The 14,262-nt window shown below is 62.2% G+C and carries 17 protein-coding genes; 2 read left to right on the forward strand and 15 right to left on the reverse strand.

Annotated features, from left to right (window positions below):
* Positions 1 to 2: 2 nt before the first annotated feature.
* The 11 genes from HF916_RS43540 to HF916_RS43590 all read right to left on the reverse strand — a co-directional run bounded on the left by HF916_RS43540 (position 3) and on the right by HF916_RS43590 (position 8,864).
* Positions 3 to 629, reverse strand: coding sequence for a sigma-E factor negative regulatory protein (locus HF916_RS43540; protein WP_168794811.1), 627 nt, complete (start codon positions 627 to 629; stop codon positions 3 to 5).
* A gap of 83 nt (positions 630 to 712) precedes the next feature.
* A complete protein-coding gene (gene rpoE, locus HF916_RS43545; RefSeq protein WP_006051939.1) occupies positions 713 to 1,312 on the reverse strand; it encodes an RNA polymerase sigma factor RpoE in 600 nt (199 codons plus the stop codon).
* A gap of 101 nt (positions 1,313 to 1,413) precedes the next feature.
* Positions 1,414 to 1,899 (reverse strand): hypothetical protein, encoded by a 486-nt coding sequence (locus tag HF916_RS43550; protein ID WP_346777739.1) that lies wholly within the window; start codon positions 1,897 to 1,899, stop codon positions 1,414 to 1,416.
* 14 nt (positions 1,900 to 1,913) lie between these two features.
* Positions 1,914 to 3,152: a beta-ketoacyl-ACP synthase II gene (gene fabF / locus HF916_RS43555; protein WP_106283835.1), complete on the reverse strand. Its 1,239-nt coding sequence runs from the start codon at positions 3,150 to 3,152 to the stop codon at positions 1,914 to 1,916.
* A 232-nt stretch (positions 3,153 to 3,384) separates the two neighbouring features.
* A complete protein-coding gene (gene acpP / locus HF916_RS43560) occupies positions 3,385 to 3,624 on the reverse strand; it encodes an acyl carrier protein (RefSeq protein WP_004197638.1) in 240 nt (79 codons plus the stop codon).
* A gap of 150 nt (positions 3,625 to 3,774) precedes the next feature.
* Complete coding sequence (gene fabG / locus HF916_RS43565) at positions 3,775 to 4,524, reverse strand: 3-oxoacyl-ACP reductase FabG (protein ID WP_168794812.1); 750 nt, start codon at positions 4,522 to 4,524, stop codon at positions 3,775 to 3,777.
* Between the two features lie 99 nt (positions 4,525 to 4,623).
* Entirely contained in the window at positions 4,624 to 5,559 is a 936-nt protein-coding gene (gene fabD, locus HF916_RS43570; protein ID WP_168794813.1) for an ACP S-malonyltransferase, read from the reverse strand.
* A gap of 111 nt (positions 5,560 to 5,670) precedes the next feature.
* Entirely contained in the window at positions 5,671 to 6,660 is a 990-nt protein-coding gene (locus HF916_RS43575) for a beta-ketoacyl-ACP synthase III (RefSeq protein WP_168794814.1), read from the reverse strand.
* A complete protein-coding gene (plsX, locus tag HF916_RS43580) occupies positions 6,660 to 7,766 on the reverse strand; it encodes a phosphate acyltransferase PlsX (RefSeq protein WP_168794815.1) in 1,107 nt (368 codons plus the stop codon). Before plsX ends, HF916_RS43575 begins: the two co-directional genes overlap by 1 nt.
* A gap of 172 nt (positions 7,767 to 7,938) precedes the next feature.
* The gene (rpmF, locus tag HF916_RS43585) at positions 7,939 to 8,118 is read right to left on the reverse strand and encodes a 50S ribosomal protein L32 (RefSeq protein WP_006051932.1); all 180 of its coding nucleotides are present in this window, start codon (positions 8,116 to 8,118) and stop codon (positions 7,939 to 7,941) included.
* Positions 8,119 to 8,219: 101 nt separating this feature from the next.
* A complete protein-coding gene (locus HF916_RS43590; RefSeq protein WP_168794816.1) occupies positions 8,220 to 8,864 on the reverse strand; it encodes a DUF177 domain-containing protein in 645 nt (214 codons plus the stop codon).
* Positions 8,865 to 9,110: 246 nt separating this feature from the next.
* Between HF916_RS43590 and HF916_RS43595 the strand changes: the two genes are divergently transcribed.
* Both HF916_RS43595 and HF916_RS43600 read left to right on the forward strand, forming a co-directional pair.
* Positions 9,111 to 9,728 carry a Maf-like protein gene (locus HF916_RS43595; protein ID WP_168794817.1) on the forward strand — a complete coding sequence of 206 codons (618 nt, stop codon included), beginning with the start codon at positions 9,111 to 9,113 and terminating at the stop codon, positions 9,726 to 9,728.
* The gene (locus HF916_RS43600; protein ID WP_168794818.1) at positions 9,725 to 10,444 is read left to right on the forward strand and encodes an SAM-dependent methyltransferase; all 720 of its coding nucleotides are present in this window, start codon (positions 9,725 to 9,727) and stop codon (positions 10,442 to 10,444) included. Before HF916_RS43595 ends, HF916_RS43600 begins: the two co-directional genes overlap by 4 nt.
* Before the next feature lie 81 nt (positions 10,445 to 10,525).
* On the opposite strand, the gene HF916_RS43605 is transcribed toward HF916_RS43600, so the two are convergent.
* The 4 genes from HF916_RS43605 to HF916_RS43620 are packed head-to-tail and all read right to left on the reverse strand — an operon-like array spanning position 10,526 to position 13,643.
* On the reverse strand, positions 10,526 to 11,530 hold the full coding sequence (locus HF916_RS43605) for a S49 family peptidase (RefSeq protein ID WP_168794819.1): 1,005 nt from the start codon (positions 11,528 to 11,530) through the stop codon (positions 10,526 to 10,528).
* Between the two features lie 34 nt (positions 11,531 to 11,564).
* Positions 11,565 to 11,969, reverse strand: a complete 405-nt coding sequence (locus HF916_RS43610) for a Rieske (2Fe-2S) protein (protein ID WP_168794820.1) — start codon at positions 11,967 to 11,969, stop codon at positions 11,565 to 11,567.
* Positions 11,966 to 12,625: an HAD-IA family hydrolase gene (locus HF916_RS43615; RefSeq protein ID WP_168794821.1), complete on the reverse strand. Its 660-nt coding sequence runs from the start codon at positions 12,623 to 12,625 to the stop codon at positions 11,966 to 11,968. The genes HF916_RS43610 and HF916_RS43615 overlap by 4 nt, the downstream gene beginning before the upstream one ends.
* On the reverse strand, positions 12,618 to 13,643 hold the full coding sequence (locus tag HF916_RS43620; RefSeq protein WP_168794822.1) for an RluA family pseudouridine synthase: 1,026 nt from the start codon (positions 13,641 to 13,643) through the stop codon (positions 12,618 to 12,620). Before HF916_RS43620 ends, HF916_RS43615 begins: the two co-directional genes overlap by 8 nt.
* Between the last annotated feature and the right edge of the window lie 619 nt (positions 13,644 to 14,262).

Genomic DNA, 14,262 nt, shown 5'->3' on the forward strand with positions numbered 1-14,262 from the left:
AACTATTGGCCTTGCGTAGAAACTGCGGCAGCGCGAATCAGCGGCATCGAGCCCGGCATGACCGGTTGTTGCGCGAATTGCTGGTGAGCTTCCAGATACTGGTCGAGACTGGCGTCGCGAATGATATTGGCATCTTGCGCGACCGGCTGGACCGTTGCTGTCGGCGCCATAGCCACGCGTTGCAGCGCATCGCCATGCGACTGAACCGACGCGATCTGCGCCGAGCCCGCGCCGCCCGGTACGCCTTGCAATTGCGGCACGACGATCCACGTCAGTGTGGCGGCCGCAGCCGCGACGGCAAAAGCCGGCACGACACGGCGGCGCAGCGCCAGCAAACGACGCGCGACCGGCATGGCGGCGGGCGCCAGCACGTGCGGCTCGTTGTCGAGGCGCGCGGCAAAACCGCTCAGGAACGCGCTGCTCGCCGCCGGGCTGACCGCCAGATCGTCGGAACGCAACGCGTCGCCGATCAGGTGATAGCTCGACCAGGCGGCGCGATCCTCGCCATTCAGCCCGGAAATAAACGTGTCCAGATTCAGATGCTCTTCGCCGAACAGCTCACCGTCGACAAAAGCGGATAGACGCTCGCCGCGCGAGCTGGCTTGCGATTGCATCGATACCGACCCCATGATGCTCCCCATCTTACAAATACCCCGTAGTGACACCACTAATCCAGATATTGCACCCGCGCCCCGTCCAACTGGCTGGTGGTTTACCAGCGCTTGCCTTCAGGTGTGTCAAGCAACGGACGCAATTTTGCCGCAATGGCTTCGCGAGCGCGGAAAATTCGTGATCTGACTGTGCCAATTGGGCAACCCATCATCTCAGCGATTTCCTCGTAGCTCAAACCTTCAATTTCACGAAGAGTAATGGCGGTGCGCAACTCTTCCGGTAAAACCGCCATCGCAGCATTGACCGTCTCAGCGATCTGCTTGCTCATCAACATCGACTCAGGCGTGTTGATATCCCTTAGTTGGTCCGCGTCCGAGAAAGTTTCAGCTTCTTCAGCATCTGCTTCGGTCGAGGTCGGCGCGCGCCGCCCTTGGGTCGCAAGGTAGTTCTTTGCCGTGTTGACGGCAATCCGGTACAACCACGTATAAAAGGCCGATTCTCCGCGAAACTGCGGCAACGCCCGGTACGCCTTGATAAAAGCGTCCTGAGCGACGTCTTCCACTTCGGCGGGGTCCCGCACGAGGCGCGAGATGAGCCGGAGAATCTTGCGGTGGTATTTGGAGACCAGAAGCTCGAACGCGGCCTTGTCGCCCTTCTGCACGCGCTCGACCAGCACCTGATCAATTTCTTTTTCGCTCACCTGATAAATCCGTTAACTATAGGGCGCATGGCGGGGCACCATTGTAGCGTTCCCGTCATCTGGGCACGTTACGCCGGTAACAGCGGTTACAGTCGTTACAGTCAGGCGCCGGCGCCACGCCGGCCCAGCACGGCCAGCTCCCGGAAGATGGGTGCCGGGAGCGCGTCGGCGGCAAGCAGCAGAGTGCGTGAGCGGCCCTGTTCCGGCATCAGCGCCAGAATCAGCAAGCGGCCGCTCCACTGCGAACAACCGGCGATGCGGCCTTGCGCCAGCAGCGAGCCTGTCCGACCCCAGACAGACAAGCCGTCCGGCCCGATTTTCAGCGCGACGGGCTGCGCGCGCTCATACCGAAGCGCGCAAAGCGCGAGCCATGCCCACACGGCGAGCGTCAACGGAATCGCCTGCCACGCACCCAGATGCGACGCGAGGCAAGCAAAGACAGCCGACGTCGCCGTCAGAACGAAAACCCCCAACGCAGCCCAGACGGCGACGGAGCGCCGCAGCGCAATCCGCTGCGGCGCTCCGTCGGGCGTGGCCGATTCAGGGGAAAGCGCCGGCAGAGCCGGCGCCGTCGACTGGCGCGTCACCAACGATCAGGCGATCAGGCGCGCTTGAAGACCAGCGTGCCGTTCGTGCCGCCGAACCCGAACGAGTTCTTCAGCGCGACGTCGATCTTCATCTCCCGCGCGGTATTGGCGCAGTAGTCCAGGTCGCACGCCGGATCCTGATTGAAGATGTTGATCGTCGGCGGCGACACCTGATGATGCACGGCCAGCACGGTGAACACCGACTCCAGACCGCCGGCGCCGCCCAGCAGGTGACCCGTCATCGACTTGGTCGAGTTCACGACCATGTCTTTGGCATGGTCGCCGAAAGCGCGCTTGATGCCGGTGGTTTCAGCCAGGTCGCCGAGCGGCGTGGACGTGCCGTGCGCGTTCAGGTAATTCACCTGATCCGTGTTGATGCCCGCGTTCTTCAGCGCGGCCAGCATGCAGCGGCGAGCGCCGTCGCCGTCTTCCAGCGGCGCGGTCATGTGATAGGCGTCGCCGCTCATCCCATAGCCGCTGACTTCGGCGTAAATCTTCGCGCCGCGTGCCTTCGCGTGTTCGTACTCTTCGAGCACCATCACGCCGGCACCCTCGCCCAGCACGAAACCGTCGCGATCCTTGTCCCACGGACGGCTCGCGGTTGCCGGATCGTCATTGCGTTGCGACAGCGCGCGCGCCGCCGCAAAGCCGCCGATACCGAGCGGCGACACGGTCGATTCCGCACCGCCCGCGATCATCACGTCGGCGTCACCGTATTCGATCAGGCGCGAAGCCTCGCCGATACAGTGCAGGCCCGTGGTACAAGCGGTGACGATCGCCAGATTCGGACCCTTGATGCCGAACTTGATCGACAGATGGCCCGAGATCATGTTGATGATCGACGCAGGCACGAAGAACGGCGAAATACGGCGCGGGCCGCGATTGAGCAGTTCGGTTTGCGTCACTTCGATCATCGGCAAACCACCGATGCCCGAACCGACCACCACGCCGATACGCTCCGAATTCTCGTCGGTGACTTCGAGACCGCTGTCCTGCATCGCCTGGATGCCTGCAGCCACGCCGTAATGGATGAACGTATCCATGTGGCGCGCTTCCTTACCGGGGATGTAGTCCTCGATATTGAAGCCCTTCACCTCGCCGGCGAAACGAGTCGAGAAGTTCGACGCATCGAACTTCGTGATATTGGCAATACCCGACTTGCCGGCGACCAGATTGGCCCAGCCGTCGGCAACATTATTGCCAACAGGCGAAATCAGCCCCAGGCCTGTAACAACAACACGACGGCGGCTCACGGTAACCCCTTTTTCATAGATGACAAAAGCAAAAGCCACAGCGGCCACAGGAACCTGCCCTGTGTGCCCTGTGGCTGTTTAACTCGGCAATCGCGCGAAAACTTGCGCTGTCGACATCGCTGGCTCCTGCTTGGCAAAACGCGCGGCAAAAAGCACCAACCCCGCTGGCGTCGGCAACCGACACGGCAGGGCGTCATACGCCGCCAACGCAGAAACGCGGGCGCGAATGACCTTAGGCCTTGACGTTCGCGCGAGCGTAGTCGATCGCTTGCTGAACGGTGGTGATCTTCTCGGCTTCTTCATCCGGAATTTCCATGCCGAATTCGTCTTCGAGGGCCATCACGAGTTCAACGGTGTCGAGCGAGTCGGCGCCGAGGTCGTTCACGAACGAAGCTTCGTTCTTGATCTCAGCTTCTGCAACGCCCAGTTGTTCTGCGACGATCTTCTTGACGCGCTGTTCGATATTGTCCATTACCCCTCCAAGGGAAAAGAAGTTCAAAAATACAGGTGCGCGCATTTTATCAGGTTTGACCCGGCAAAAAAGCGGCGCATCGGGTTGCTGTCAAGGCATGCGCCTTACGCATTACAAACGCATCAAGGCGCGGATAGTAACCGAATTTGGTTACGACATGTACATTCCGCCGTTCACATGCAGTGTCGTGCCGGTGATATAGCCGGCTTGCGGCGATGCCAGAAACGCCACGGCGTGCGCAATATCTTCCGGGCTGCCGAGGCGGCCCAGCGGAATCTGTGTCTTCAGCGCCGCTTGCCGCTCTTCCGGCAGATTCTTGGTCATGTCGGTATCGATGAAGCCCGGTGCGACGCAATTCACCGTGATGCCGCGGCTGCCGATCTCGCGCGCAAGCGCGCGCGTCATGCCTGCGACACCCGCTTTCGCGGCGGCGTAATTGATCTGCCCAGGGTTGCCGGCCGAGCCGACCACCGACGTGATGTTGATGATGCGGCCGCCCTTCGCCTTCATCATGGGACGCAGCACCGCGCGCGACAGACGGAATACCGACTTGAGGTTGGTGTCGATCACCGCGTCCCAATCGTCGTCCTTCATGCGCATGGCGAGTTGATCCTGCGTGATGCCGGCGTTGTTCACCAGCACGTGCAGCGCGCCGAATTCCTTCACCGTGCCGTCAATCAGCGCTTCCGCCGCGGCCGCGTCGTTGACGTTGAGCACCGCGCCGCGACCGTTCACGCCGGCTGCGTTAAACGCCTCGCTGATGGCGGCCGCGCCGCTTTCGCTGGTCGCCGTGCCGATCACCGTCGCGCCCTGGCGCGCCAGTTCCATCGCGATCGCACGGCCAATGCCACGCGAAGCGCCAGTGACGATTGCGATCTGCTTGTCGAGAGTCTTTTCCATCTGTCAGTCCGGATGCCCTTCGGAGGGCTGATTGATTCTGATGCGAAGTCCTGATGCCGTCGCGGAGCGCCTGCTACCAGGCGCCGCGCGACGTCGCGTTCAGCCTGCCTTCACGAGTTTGAGCGTTTCTTCGAGCGAAGCCGGGTCGAAGATCGAAGCGCCGACCAGGTTGCCGTCGATACGTTTGGTCAGGCCCGCAAGGACCTTGCCCGGACCGCATTCGATCACGTGCGTGACGCCTTGAGCCGACATGGCCTGCACACTTTCGACCCAACGCACCGCGCCGGCCGCCTGGCGCACCAGTGCGTCCTTGATCCCGGCCGGCTCGTTGACCAGGGCGACGTCGACGTTGTTGATGACCGGAATCGCCGGCACCTGCACGTCGACACTGGCCAGATACTCGCGCAACTGGTCCGACGCGGGCTTGAGCAGCGAAGAGTGGAACGGCGCCGAGACCGGCAACGGCAACGCGCGCTTCGCGCCCTTAGCCTTCGCGACTTCGCAAGCCTTTTCGACCGCGGCCTTATGGCCGGCGATCACGACCTGCGCCGGCGCATTGAAATTCACCGCTTCGACGACGCCCGCGACCGACGCTTCGGCGCACACCGCGCGCACTGTGTCGTCGTCGAGGCCGAGAATCGCGGCCATGCCGCCTTCACCGACCGGCACCGCTGTTTGCATGGCTTGCGCGCGAAAACGCACGAGCGGCACAGCGTCGCGAAACGCGAGCGCGCCCGCCGCGACCAGCGCGGTGTATTCACCGAGGCTATGGCCCGCGACGATCGCCGGCTTCGGGCCGCCGGCCTGCAGCCACGCGCGATACATCGCGTAAGCGGCGGTCAGCATGACCGGCTGGGTGTTGGTGGTGAGGTTCAGATCTTCGACGGGGCCTTCGGCGATCAGTTTGCCGAGATCCTGATTGAGCGCATCGGAGGCTTCCTGAACCGTCTCACGCACGACCGCGTGATCGGCGAATGCGTTAAGCATGCCGACCGACTGCGAACCTTGCCCAGGAAAAACGAACGCAAATTTCATATCGTCCCCAAAATCGATTTAGTCAGATGTGGGTGGCGCGCCCAGTTGATGGCGAGCGCGCTCAAGCGTAGTCGAGCGCCGTGAAGAGCGCTCGCCATAACGTCGCCGCTATCAGTAGCGGATAACCGACGCACCCCACGTGAAGCCGCCGCCGACACCTTCGATCAGCACGTTCTGGCCGCGCTTGATGCGGCCGTCGCGCACCGCGACGTCGAATGCGAGCGGAATGGACGCAGCCGACGTGTTGCCGTGCTCGCCCACCGTGACGACCATGCGTTCCTGCGGCAAGCCGAGCTTGCGGCAGGTGCTTTGCATGATGCGGATATTCGCCTGATGCGGAATCAGCCAGTCGATCTGCTCAGCCGACAGATTGGCTTTCTCGAGCGCTTCGACCGCGACTTTTTCGAGCACGTTGACGGCGAGCTTGAACACGGCCTGCCCGTCCATATGCAGGAACGCGCTACCGGCCACCACACCACCGTTCACGTTGCCCGGCGTGCAGAGAATGTTCGAATGGCTGCCGTCGGCATGCAATGCGCTGGCCAGCACGCCCGGTTGTTCGGACGCCTGCAGGATTACCGCGCCCGCGCCGTCGCCGAACAGCACGCAGGTGGTGCGGTCGTTGAAGTCGAGAATGCGCGAGAAGGTTTCCGCACCGATCACGAGCGCCGTGCGATGCTGACCACTGCGAATGAAGCTGTCCGCCGTGGCCACCGCATAGGCAAAACCGGAACAGACGGCCTGCACGTCGAATGCCGCGCCGTGGTTCTTGATGCCGAGCTTGTTCTGCAACAGGCACGCCGTGCTCGGAAACACGAAGTCGGGCGTGGAGGTGGCGACGATGATCAGATCGATGGACTGCGGGTCGATATCCGCTGCTTCGATCGCGCGTTGCGAAGCGATGAGCGCGAGATCGCTGGTCGTGACATCAGGATCCGCGAAGTGGCGCGCGTGAATGCCTGTGCGGGCGACGATCCATTCGTCGCTCGTCTCGACACCCTGCTTGGCGAGACGTTCGGCCAGATCCTGATTGGTGACGCGGTTGGGCGGCAGATAGCTGCCGGTGCCCAGCACGCGGGAATAAATTGTCGATTGAGCCATTATGCCTTCGAGGATTGCGCAGCGTAGGGCTCGGCGGGCTGGCCGGCGATCGGGCTTGCGTGACCCGCACCGCTCGCGTCGCGCGCCGCCTGTTCGAGAGAACCCGCATTCTCTTCCATCGCTCGCGCAAGGCGTTCCAGCACGCCGTTTTTGACGGCATCATACCCGCGTTTGATAGCCCACTCAAACCCGTAAGCATCCGCCGAACCGTGGCTTTTGATCACCAGCCCGCGCAGGCCGAGCAACGCGGCGCCATTGTATTGCCGATGATCGACGCGTTTCTTGAAGCGCATCAATACCGGCAAGGCGAGCACCGCCATCACCTTGGTGAGCCACGAACGGCCGAACTCTTCCTTGATGATGTTGGACAGCATCTGCGCGAGGCCTTCCGACGTCTTCAGCGCGACATTGCCGACAAAACCGTCGCAGACGATGACGTCGACCGTGCCTTTGAAGATATCGTTGCCTTCAACGTTACCGTGAAAGTTAAGTGTACTCGCGCGCAGCAGTTCGCCGGCACGTTTGATGGTGTCGTTGCCCTTGATGACTTCTTCGCCGATGTTGAGCAGGCCGATGGTAGGCCGATCCTTACCCTCGAGCGCGGACACGAGCGCGTGCCCCATCTCCGCGAACTGCAGCAGATGCTGCGGCTCGCAATCGACGTTGGCGCCCAGGTCGAGCATCATCGTGTAGCCATTAGGATTGGGCAGCGCCGACGCGATGGCCGGGCGTTCGATGCCCGACAGCGTTTTCAGCACATAGCGCGAGACTGCCATCAGCGCGCCGGTGTTGCCGGCGGAAATGCAGGCTTGCGCCTCGCCTTCCTTGACGCGGTTTAGCGCCACGCGCATGGAGGAATCTTTTTTCTTGCGCAGCGCGACTTCGACCGGATCGTCCATGGCGACGATCTCGGAAGCGGGTACGACGGTCAGCGCCGGCAGGTCCTGAGCCTTCAACTTCTTCAGCTGCGGACGAATCGCACTTTCGATGCCGACGAGCAGCAGCTCAGCATCGGGATGCGAACGAACGAAGTTGACGGCCGCGGGAACGGTCACGGACGGGCCGTGGTCGCCTCCCATGCAATCTATCGTGAGCTTTACTGTCATGGAGTGCGACGAATTTCAGACGGCCTGCATGGGATCAGAGTAAGCGCTGAGGCGCCAACTGCGATCGACACAAAAAAGCGGCAGTTGAATGCCGCCTTTATGCCGAGCCGGGAAAATGTCAAGCGAGCCGATCGCCACGCGAAACGCCACAGGGCGCAACGCAGTGAAACGATTAGTCGTTCTTCGTCTTGACGACTTTCTTGCCGCGATAGTAGCCGTTCGGGCTAACGTGGTGACGCAGATGCACTTCGCCCGTGCTCGGTTCCACGGCCAGCGGCGCTGCCGTCAGGAAATCGTGCGAACGGTGCATGCCGCGCTTCGACGGCGACTTCTTATTTTGTTGAACTGCCATGACTAACTCCTAAAAATTTTCCGAATTCTAACACAGCCCGATCCGGTCTCCGCCACTGGCCGAATGGCCAATGCGCCCGCATCGCGCTCCCATGCAACTGTTCAGTGCTTCTTGTCGTCCGGCTCACCGCGCTTGAGACTCTGGAGCGCCGCAAACGGATTCGGCCGTTCGGGCTCGCCGCCCTCACCGCCTTCGCCCAGTGCGCCCTCGTCGCCCTCGCCTTCAGCACCGGCCACACCAGAGACAAGGCTCTCGTGCACTTCGGGGCAGACCTCGTGCTTGGGCACGAGCGGCAAGGAAAGCAGCAACTCTTCTTCGATCAAGTCGATGAGATCGAAATGGCTCGAACCCACGATCACTTCGACTTCATCCTCGTCGAGCGGAAACTCTTCGGCTTCCGCCTCAGTGTTGACGATCCGGTAAGTTGCATCGACGTTGAATGCCTGCGAGTACGGTGTCATGCACCGCTGACATTCGAGCCAGGCAGCGCCGTGAATCGCCATCCTCAAATAAGGCTGGGGACCCTCGGTGCCGTCGTCCTGCAATTCCGGCTGCGTCGACCCTTCGGCTTGCCAGGTGAACGCGGCATCGCGGTCTGGCGCTTCTGCCAGGACTTCGTTTAACATGCGCGGCAGTTGCGAGACGCGCACGACACCCGCGGCCTGACGCCCACTCCGCGCAAATTCGAACAGATCGATATCATGCGGGTCGGACAGACCTGCAGGGTTGCCAGGATGTTGAGTCATGTGCGCTCCTGCGTCGGCAAGGATTTCGCCGGATATAACCGATTTGCGAGACAGCCCGTGAGGCCCATGTGTTTGCCCGCAGTGATCACTGCAATTGACACCCACTGAGACTCGCCTAGCGCAAGCATACCGATGAAAAGCCCAAAATCATATCCGTTTTGTCTTTTCGAGTCAAACACTTAAGCCCGTACGCGCGCGAGCTTCGCGCAACCCCGTACGCCTCGCCTCTCTAGCCGTCGATTACCCATGCCAGATTCCCCCAATCGCCCGCCACGCCTGATTCTGGCGTCGAGTTCGCCTTATCGTCGCGAACTGCTCGAACGCCTGCGCGTGCCGTTCGATGTCGTCGTGCCCGCGATCGACGAGACGCCGCTCGCCGGCGAAACGCCCGAAGTCACCGCGCTGCGGCTCGCGCAAGCCAAAGCTCGCGCGGTAGCGGGCGGACTCGGCGTCGGTGAAGCAGCGCTCGTGATCGGCTCCGACCAGGTCGCCACTTACGACGGCCTGCAGATCGGCAAGCCGGGGGCGCACGACAAGGCGCTCGCGCAACTGCGGGCGATGCGCGGCCGCGAAGTGCTGTTTCATAGTGCGCTCTGTCTGTTCGACAGTCGCTCGGGGACAGTGCAAGCCGTCGACGTAATCACCCGCGTGCATTTCCGCGATCTGCCGGATGCCACGCTGGAAGCCTATTTGCTGGCGGAAACGCCCTACGACGTCGCCGGCAGCGCCAAATCCGAGGGGCTCGGCATTGCCTTGCTCGAAGCCATCCATTCCGACGACCCCACCGCGCTCGTCGGCCTGCCGTTGATCGCACTGTCGCGCATGCTGCTCGCAGTGGGTTATCCACTATTGGGGGCTCAATGAGCGGCACGCTCTATCTGATTCCGAACACGCTGGGCGAAGGCGATACCGACGCACTCGACGCCGTTCTGCCTGCGCCGGTCCGTGCCCGCGCGGCTTCGCTTCAGTATTACATCGGCGAAAACGCGAAAACCACGCGCGCTTTCCTGAAGAAAGTCGGCACGGAACGGCCGATCCAGGAAATCGAGATTCGCGAACTGAATGTGAACACGCCGGCCGGCGAGATCGACAAGCTGCTCGCGCCGCTTCTCGCCGGCACGGACGCGGGTCTTGTTTCCGAAGCGGGCTGCCCGGCGGTCGCCGACCCCGGCGCCCTGCTGGTGCGCCGCGCTCATGAACGCGGCGTGAAGGTCGTGCCGTTCGTCGGCCCGAGTTCGATTCTGCTGGCTTTGATGGCGTCGGGACTCAACGGGCAGAGCTTTGCGTTCCACGGCTACCTGCCGGTCGATGCCACGGAGCGGGCCAAGCGTCTGCGAGACCTGGAGCAGCAGTCGCGCAAAGGCAAGCAAACGCAGATCTTTATCGAGACGCCCTACCGGAATCGCCCGTTGCTCGACACGCTGCTGGCGACGTGCGCGCCTTCCACGCTCGTTTGCGTGGCAGTGGATCTGACGCTGGCAACGGAGACCATCGCCAGCCGCACCGTGGCTGACTGGAAGAAAAAGCCGGCGATCGACCTGCACAAGCGGCCGGCCATTTTTCTGATCTTGGCCGTTTGACCCAAGCCGGGTAAGAAAGGACCAAAAAGCCTCGCGCGACTACCGCTTACCGATCGCGCGGGGCTTTTTCGATCACGACGATCAACGCAAACTCATCTTCCCACCGAGCGCCATGGCGTGAACCGCCCCGCTACCGACCGCCGCGCCGAACTTGCGCGCAACGCGGTCCGTAATGCTCTCTTTTACCGTGTAGTCGACAATATCCGGCGCTTTGAACAGGTCGCGCGCCACGTAATCCGCATCGCCCAAACCGTCGGCGAGGCCGAGTTCGACGCTCTTCTGGCCAGTCCAGAAAAGTCCGGAGAACATGTCAGGCGTTTCATGCAGGCGCTTGCCGCGCCCTTGACGCACCGCGTCGATAAACTGCGCGTGGATCTGATCGAGCATATCCTGAGCATGTTCGTCCATCTTCGGGGTTTCAGGCGAGAACGGATCGAAAAAGCCCTTGTTCTCACCGGATGTGTGCAAACGCCGCTGAATCCCCAGCTTATCCATCAGGCCGGTGAAGCCGAAACTGTCCATCAGCACGCCGATCGAACCGACGATGCTCGCCTTGTCGACATAAATCTTGTCGGCCGCCGCGGCCGCGTAGTAGCCGCCCGACGCGCACATGTCGCCCACGACCACATACAGGGGAATCGACGGATATTTGGCGCGCAAGCGGCGAATTTCGTTGTAGATGATGCCCGCCTGCACCGGACTGCCGCCCGGACTATTGCAGCGCAGGATCACGCCTGCCGTGCCCGCGTCGTCAAACGCGCTCTGCAGCGCCGTGTTGACATCTTCCGCGTTCGCGTTCGTATCCGCCGATATCTCGCCGTCAAGCGTCACCATGGCCGTGTGACGGCCGGTAGCGGCGACCTTGTCGCCGGAGAAGTCGATGGCGACCCATATCGCCAGCAGCACTACGACCAGGAAAACAAACCGGAAAAATATCCTCCAGCGCCGTGCCGCGCGCTGCTCGTTGATCGCCGCGAGCGCGATACGCTCGAGCGCGGCGCGTTCCCAGCCCGGCTCATCGGCAGGCGTGCGGGGGCGGCCTGGCAGGGACGGTTCCTTCGGCTCGGGAGTCAAATTGTCGGACATGCGGTGCAGTGGAAAAGTCGAAGAAGAGAAAAAATCAGGGTGTGGCCGGGCGCAATTCGCCGTCTGGCAGCCAGAAAACGGCTCGGCCTTCTGGCGTGTCGCGTTCGTCCACCTGGACCGGCCGCAATCTACCGCCGCGGCACGGACCGCCGACGCATTTGCCCGTATCTGGCGCGTAAATCGCGCCATGTGTAGCGCACATCAAGTATAAACCGGACGATTCGAAGAACTGCCCTTCGGCCCAGTCCAGCTCCATCGGCACGTGGGCGCACCGGTTCAGGTAGCCGTAGGCACGGCCATCGTAGCGAACAAAAAATACGACGACCTCGCCGCCACCGAGCTTCGCCGCGTGGCGCACGCCCGTGCCGCCGTCGACCAGTTCGTCCGATGCGCAGACGCGAACCGCCTCCGCCTGCGTTTCCGTGGCAGCGGTGTTCATGCGTTCTCTCGCAGCCAGCCAGATAGCACACTGACGCTCGACGCGACGAATTTCGGCGACAACGCGCTCAACGAATTCGCAGGATGCGCGCCGTATGTGACGCCAATACCCGCGACGCCCGCGTTGATCGCCATCTGCAGATCGTGCGTCGTATCGCCGACCATCACCGTACGCGCGTTGTCCTGCCCCAGTTCGCGCGTCAATTCGTGCAGCATGGCCGGGTGCGGCTTCGAGAACGTCTCGTCGGCGCAGCGGGTGCCGTCGAACAGGCTCGTCAGGCGCGACTGATCCAAAGCGCGATTCAGCCCGACGCGGCTCTTGCCCGTCGCCACGGCCAGCAAATAGCCCTGATCGCGCAATTCCTGCAGCATTTCGCGCACACCGACGAACAGCTCGGTGGTCTGATCCTTCACCAGATAATGAAAACGGTAGCGCTCGGCCAGCCGCGGATAGTCGGCCGGATCGAGCGTGGGCGCGGCGATTTGAAGGGCGTCGCGCAAACCCAGGCCGATGACATAGCTGGCCGCCTCGTCGGCAGGAACCGGCAGGCCGAGATCGCGGCACGCCGACTGGATGCTGCGTGTGATGTGCGCGGTCGAATCCATCAGCGTCCCGTCCCAGTCGAAGACGATCAGATCAAATTGCTCTCTAGCCATGCGGTGTCGTCTCCGGGTGTGACCCATTTCGTAGTTCGTTGAGTTGTGCGATGAAGCTGCGGCATTCGGCAGGCAACGGCGCCTCGAACTGCAGCGGCGCGCCGGTTGCCGGGTGCGCGAGCTTCAGCCGGTAAGCGTGCAGGAACATGCGCTTCAGGCCAGGCTTGGCGTTGGCGCGCGCCAGTGCCTTGTTCAGCGCGAAGTCGCCGTATTTGGCGTCGCCGACGATCGGCAATTCCAGATGCTGCAAGTGGACTCGGATCTGATGCGTGCGGCCGGTCTTCAGTTCCGCCTCGAGCAACGCGTATTCCGGCCAGCGGTCGATCAGATTGAACACCGTGTGCGACGCGAGGCCGTCCGGCTGCACGCGCACGCGGCGCTCGCCGTCGGCCGTCAAATACTTGTGCAGCGGCTCCTTGACCGCGCGGCGGCGGCCCCAGTCGCTCGCCCAGTCGCCGTGAACGCAAGCATAGTAGCGCTTGTCCATCTTGTTCTCGCGAATCTGCTCGTGCAGATTCACAAGTGCGGAACGCTTCTTGGCGAGCATCAGGATGCCGGACGTCTCACGATCCAGCCGATGCACCAATTCGAGGAATTTGGCCTGCGGACGCGCCGCGCGCATCTGTTCAATCACGCCGAACGCGACGCCGCTGCCGCCGTGCACCGCCACACCGGCCGGTTTGTCGATCACGAGCATGTGCTCGTCTTCAAAAATAATTTTGAAATGGGCGACCGGCACTGGCGCATGGGCGGCCGTTTCGCTCGGTTGAGCAACCCGAATGGGCGGCACGCGCACCAGATCGCCGAGTTCGAGACGGTACTGCGCGTCTATCCGGCCCTTATTTACTCGCACTTCCCCGCTTCGCAGGATGCGATAAATATGGCTTTTTGGCACGCCTTTACAGACGCGCAACAGGAAGTTGTCGATGCGCTGTCCGGCCGCGCTGTCGTCGATCTCGATCATCGAGACCTGGTCGCTTGCGACCGATTTCTGGGATATTTTGCCTAACTCTTTCATTCTGAATATAATTTGCCCAGCAGTCTGCGGCGGCCGGCGCAGTGTCCGGAATTCGGGCGGATTGCGCAGGTGCAAGCGATAAACCGTTATTTTACTTGCGCCGGGGTCTGGTTGCTCACCCTGAAAATGAGATGCAACAAGTTGCACGCACGAAGTCAGTGCCCGGCAGGGACGGCGCCCACAGGCGCGTTCGGTCAAGGTCGGCTTCGACGGTAACGGAATTTTGGTAAAAAAGAATTTAACTTTCAGCTTCGGTATCGGGCGGTCTGACGCCCTGTTGTACGAAGCTGCAGGTTGCGAAAATACGGCGTGCGCCCAAGGCGTCTTGTAGAAAATACAAGACATGGCGACGTCAAAATGAGGCGAGACACCCCCAGCAGGAAAAGACGCGCCGACTGCGCGAACTTCCCGCTGCGGCACGACCGCAGCCTTCGACCCTCCGGTCACGCGCCCAGTTGGCGCACCGGCGCGAGTGGACGAAGGCTTATGAAGGTCGGCCGGCAGAACCCGCGGCGTGTCGGGTCGTTATTTGAAGCCGTGTTCGCATGTGCCCTGCGGCACCGTGCCCACTTTTTTATGGGCCGGGCCCTCCCAGGCAATTCTCCCACCAGCTTTCCCG

It is taken from the genome of Paraburkholderia aromaticivorans, assembly GCF_012689525.1.
Taxonomy (GTDB): domain Bacteria; phylum Pseudomonadota; class Gammaproteobacteria; order Burkholderiales; family Burkholderiaceae; genus Paraburkholderia; species Paraburkholderia aromaticivorans_A.

Excerpts from the sequence above, each read along its gene's own strand:
- HF916_RS43540 (WP_168794811.1), bottom strand. The coding sequence starts at position 629 with ATGGGGTCGGTATCGATGCAATCGCAAGCCAGCTCGCGCGGCGAGCGT.
- acpP (WP_004197638.1), bottom strand. The coding sequence starts at position 3,624 with ATGGACAATATCGAACAGCGCGTCAAGAAGATCGTCGCAGAACAACTG.
- fabG (WP_168794812.1), bottom strand. The coding sequence starts at position 4,524 with ATGGAAAAGACTCTCGACAAGCAGATCGCAATCGTCACTGGCGCTTCG.
- fabD (WP_168794813.1), bottom strand. The coding sequence starts at position 5,559 with ATGAAATTTGCGTTCGTTTTTCCTGGGCAAGGTTCGCAGTCGGTCGGC.
- HF916_RS43575 (WP_168794814.1), bottom strand. The coding sequence starts at position 6,660 with ATGGCTCAATCGACAATTTATTCCCGCGTGCTGGGCACCGGCAGCTAT.
- plsX (WP_168794815.1), bottom strand. The coding sequence starts at position 7,766 with ATGACAGTAAAGCTCACGATAGATTGCATGGGAGGCGACCACGGCCCG.
- rpmF (WP_006051932.1), bottom strand. The coding sequence starts at position 8,118 with ATGGCAGTTCAACAAAATAAGAAGTCGCCGTCGAAGCGCGGCATGCAC.
- HF916_RS43590 (WP_168794816.1), bottom strand. The coding sequence starts at position 8,864 with ATGACTCAACATCCTGGCAACCCTGCAGGTCTGTCCGACCCGCATGAT.
- HF916_RS43595 (WP_168794817.1), top strand. The coding sequence starts at position 9,111 with ATGCCAGATTCCCCCAATCGCCCGCCACGCCTGATTCTGGCGTCGAGT.
- HF916_RS43600 (WP_168794818.1), top strand. The coding sequence starts at position 9,725 with ATGAGCGGCACGCTCTATCTGATTCCGAACACGCTGGGCGAAGGCGAT.
- HF916_RS43605 (WP_168794819.1), bottom strand. The coding sequence starts at position 11,530 with ATGTCCGACAATTTGACTCCCGAGCCGAAGGAACCGTCCCTGCCAGGC.
- HF916_RS43610 (WP_168794820.1), bottom strand. The coding sequence starts at position 11,969 with ATGAACACCGCTGCCACGGAAACGCAGGCGGAGGCGGTTCGCGTCTGC.
- HF916_RS43615 (WP_168794821.1), bottom strand. The coding sequence starts at position 12,625 with ATGGCTAGAGAGCAATTTGATCTGATCGTCTTCGACTGGGACGGGACG.
- HF916_RS43620 (WP_168794822.1), bottom strand. The coding sequence starts at position 13,643 with ATGAAAGAGTTAGGCAAAATATCCCAGAAATCGGTCGCAAGCGACCAG.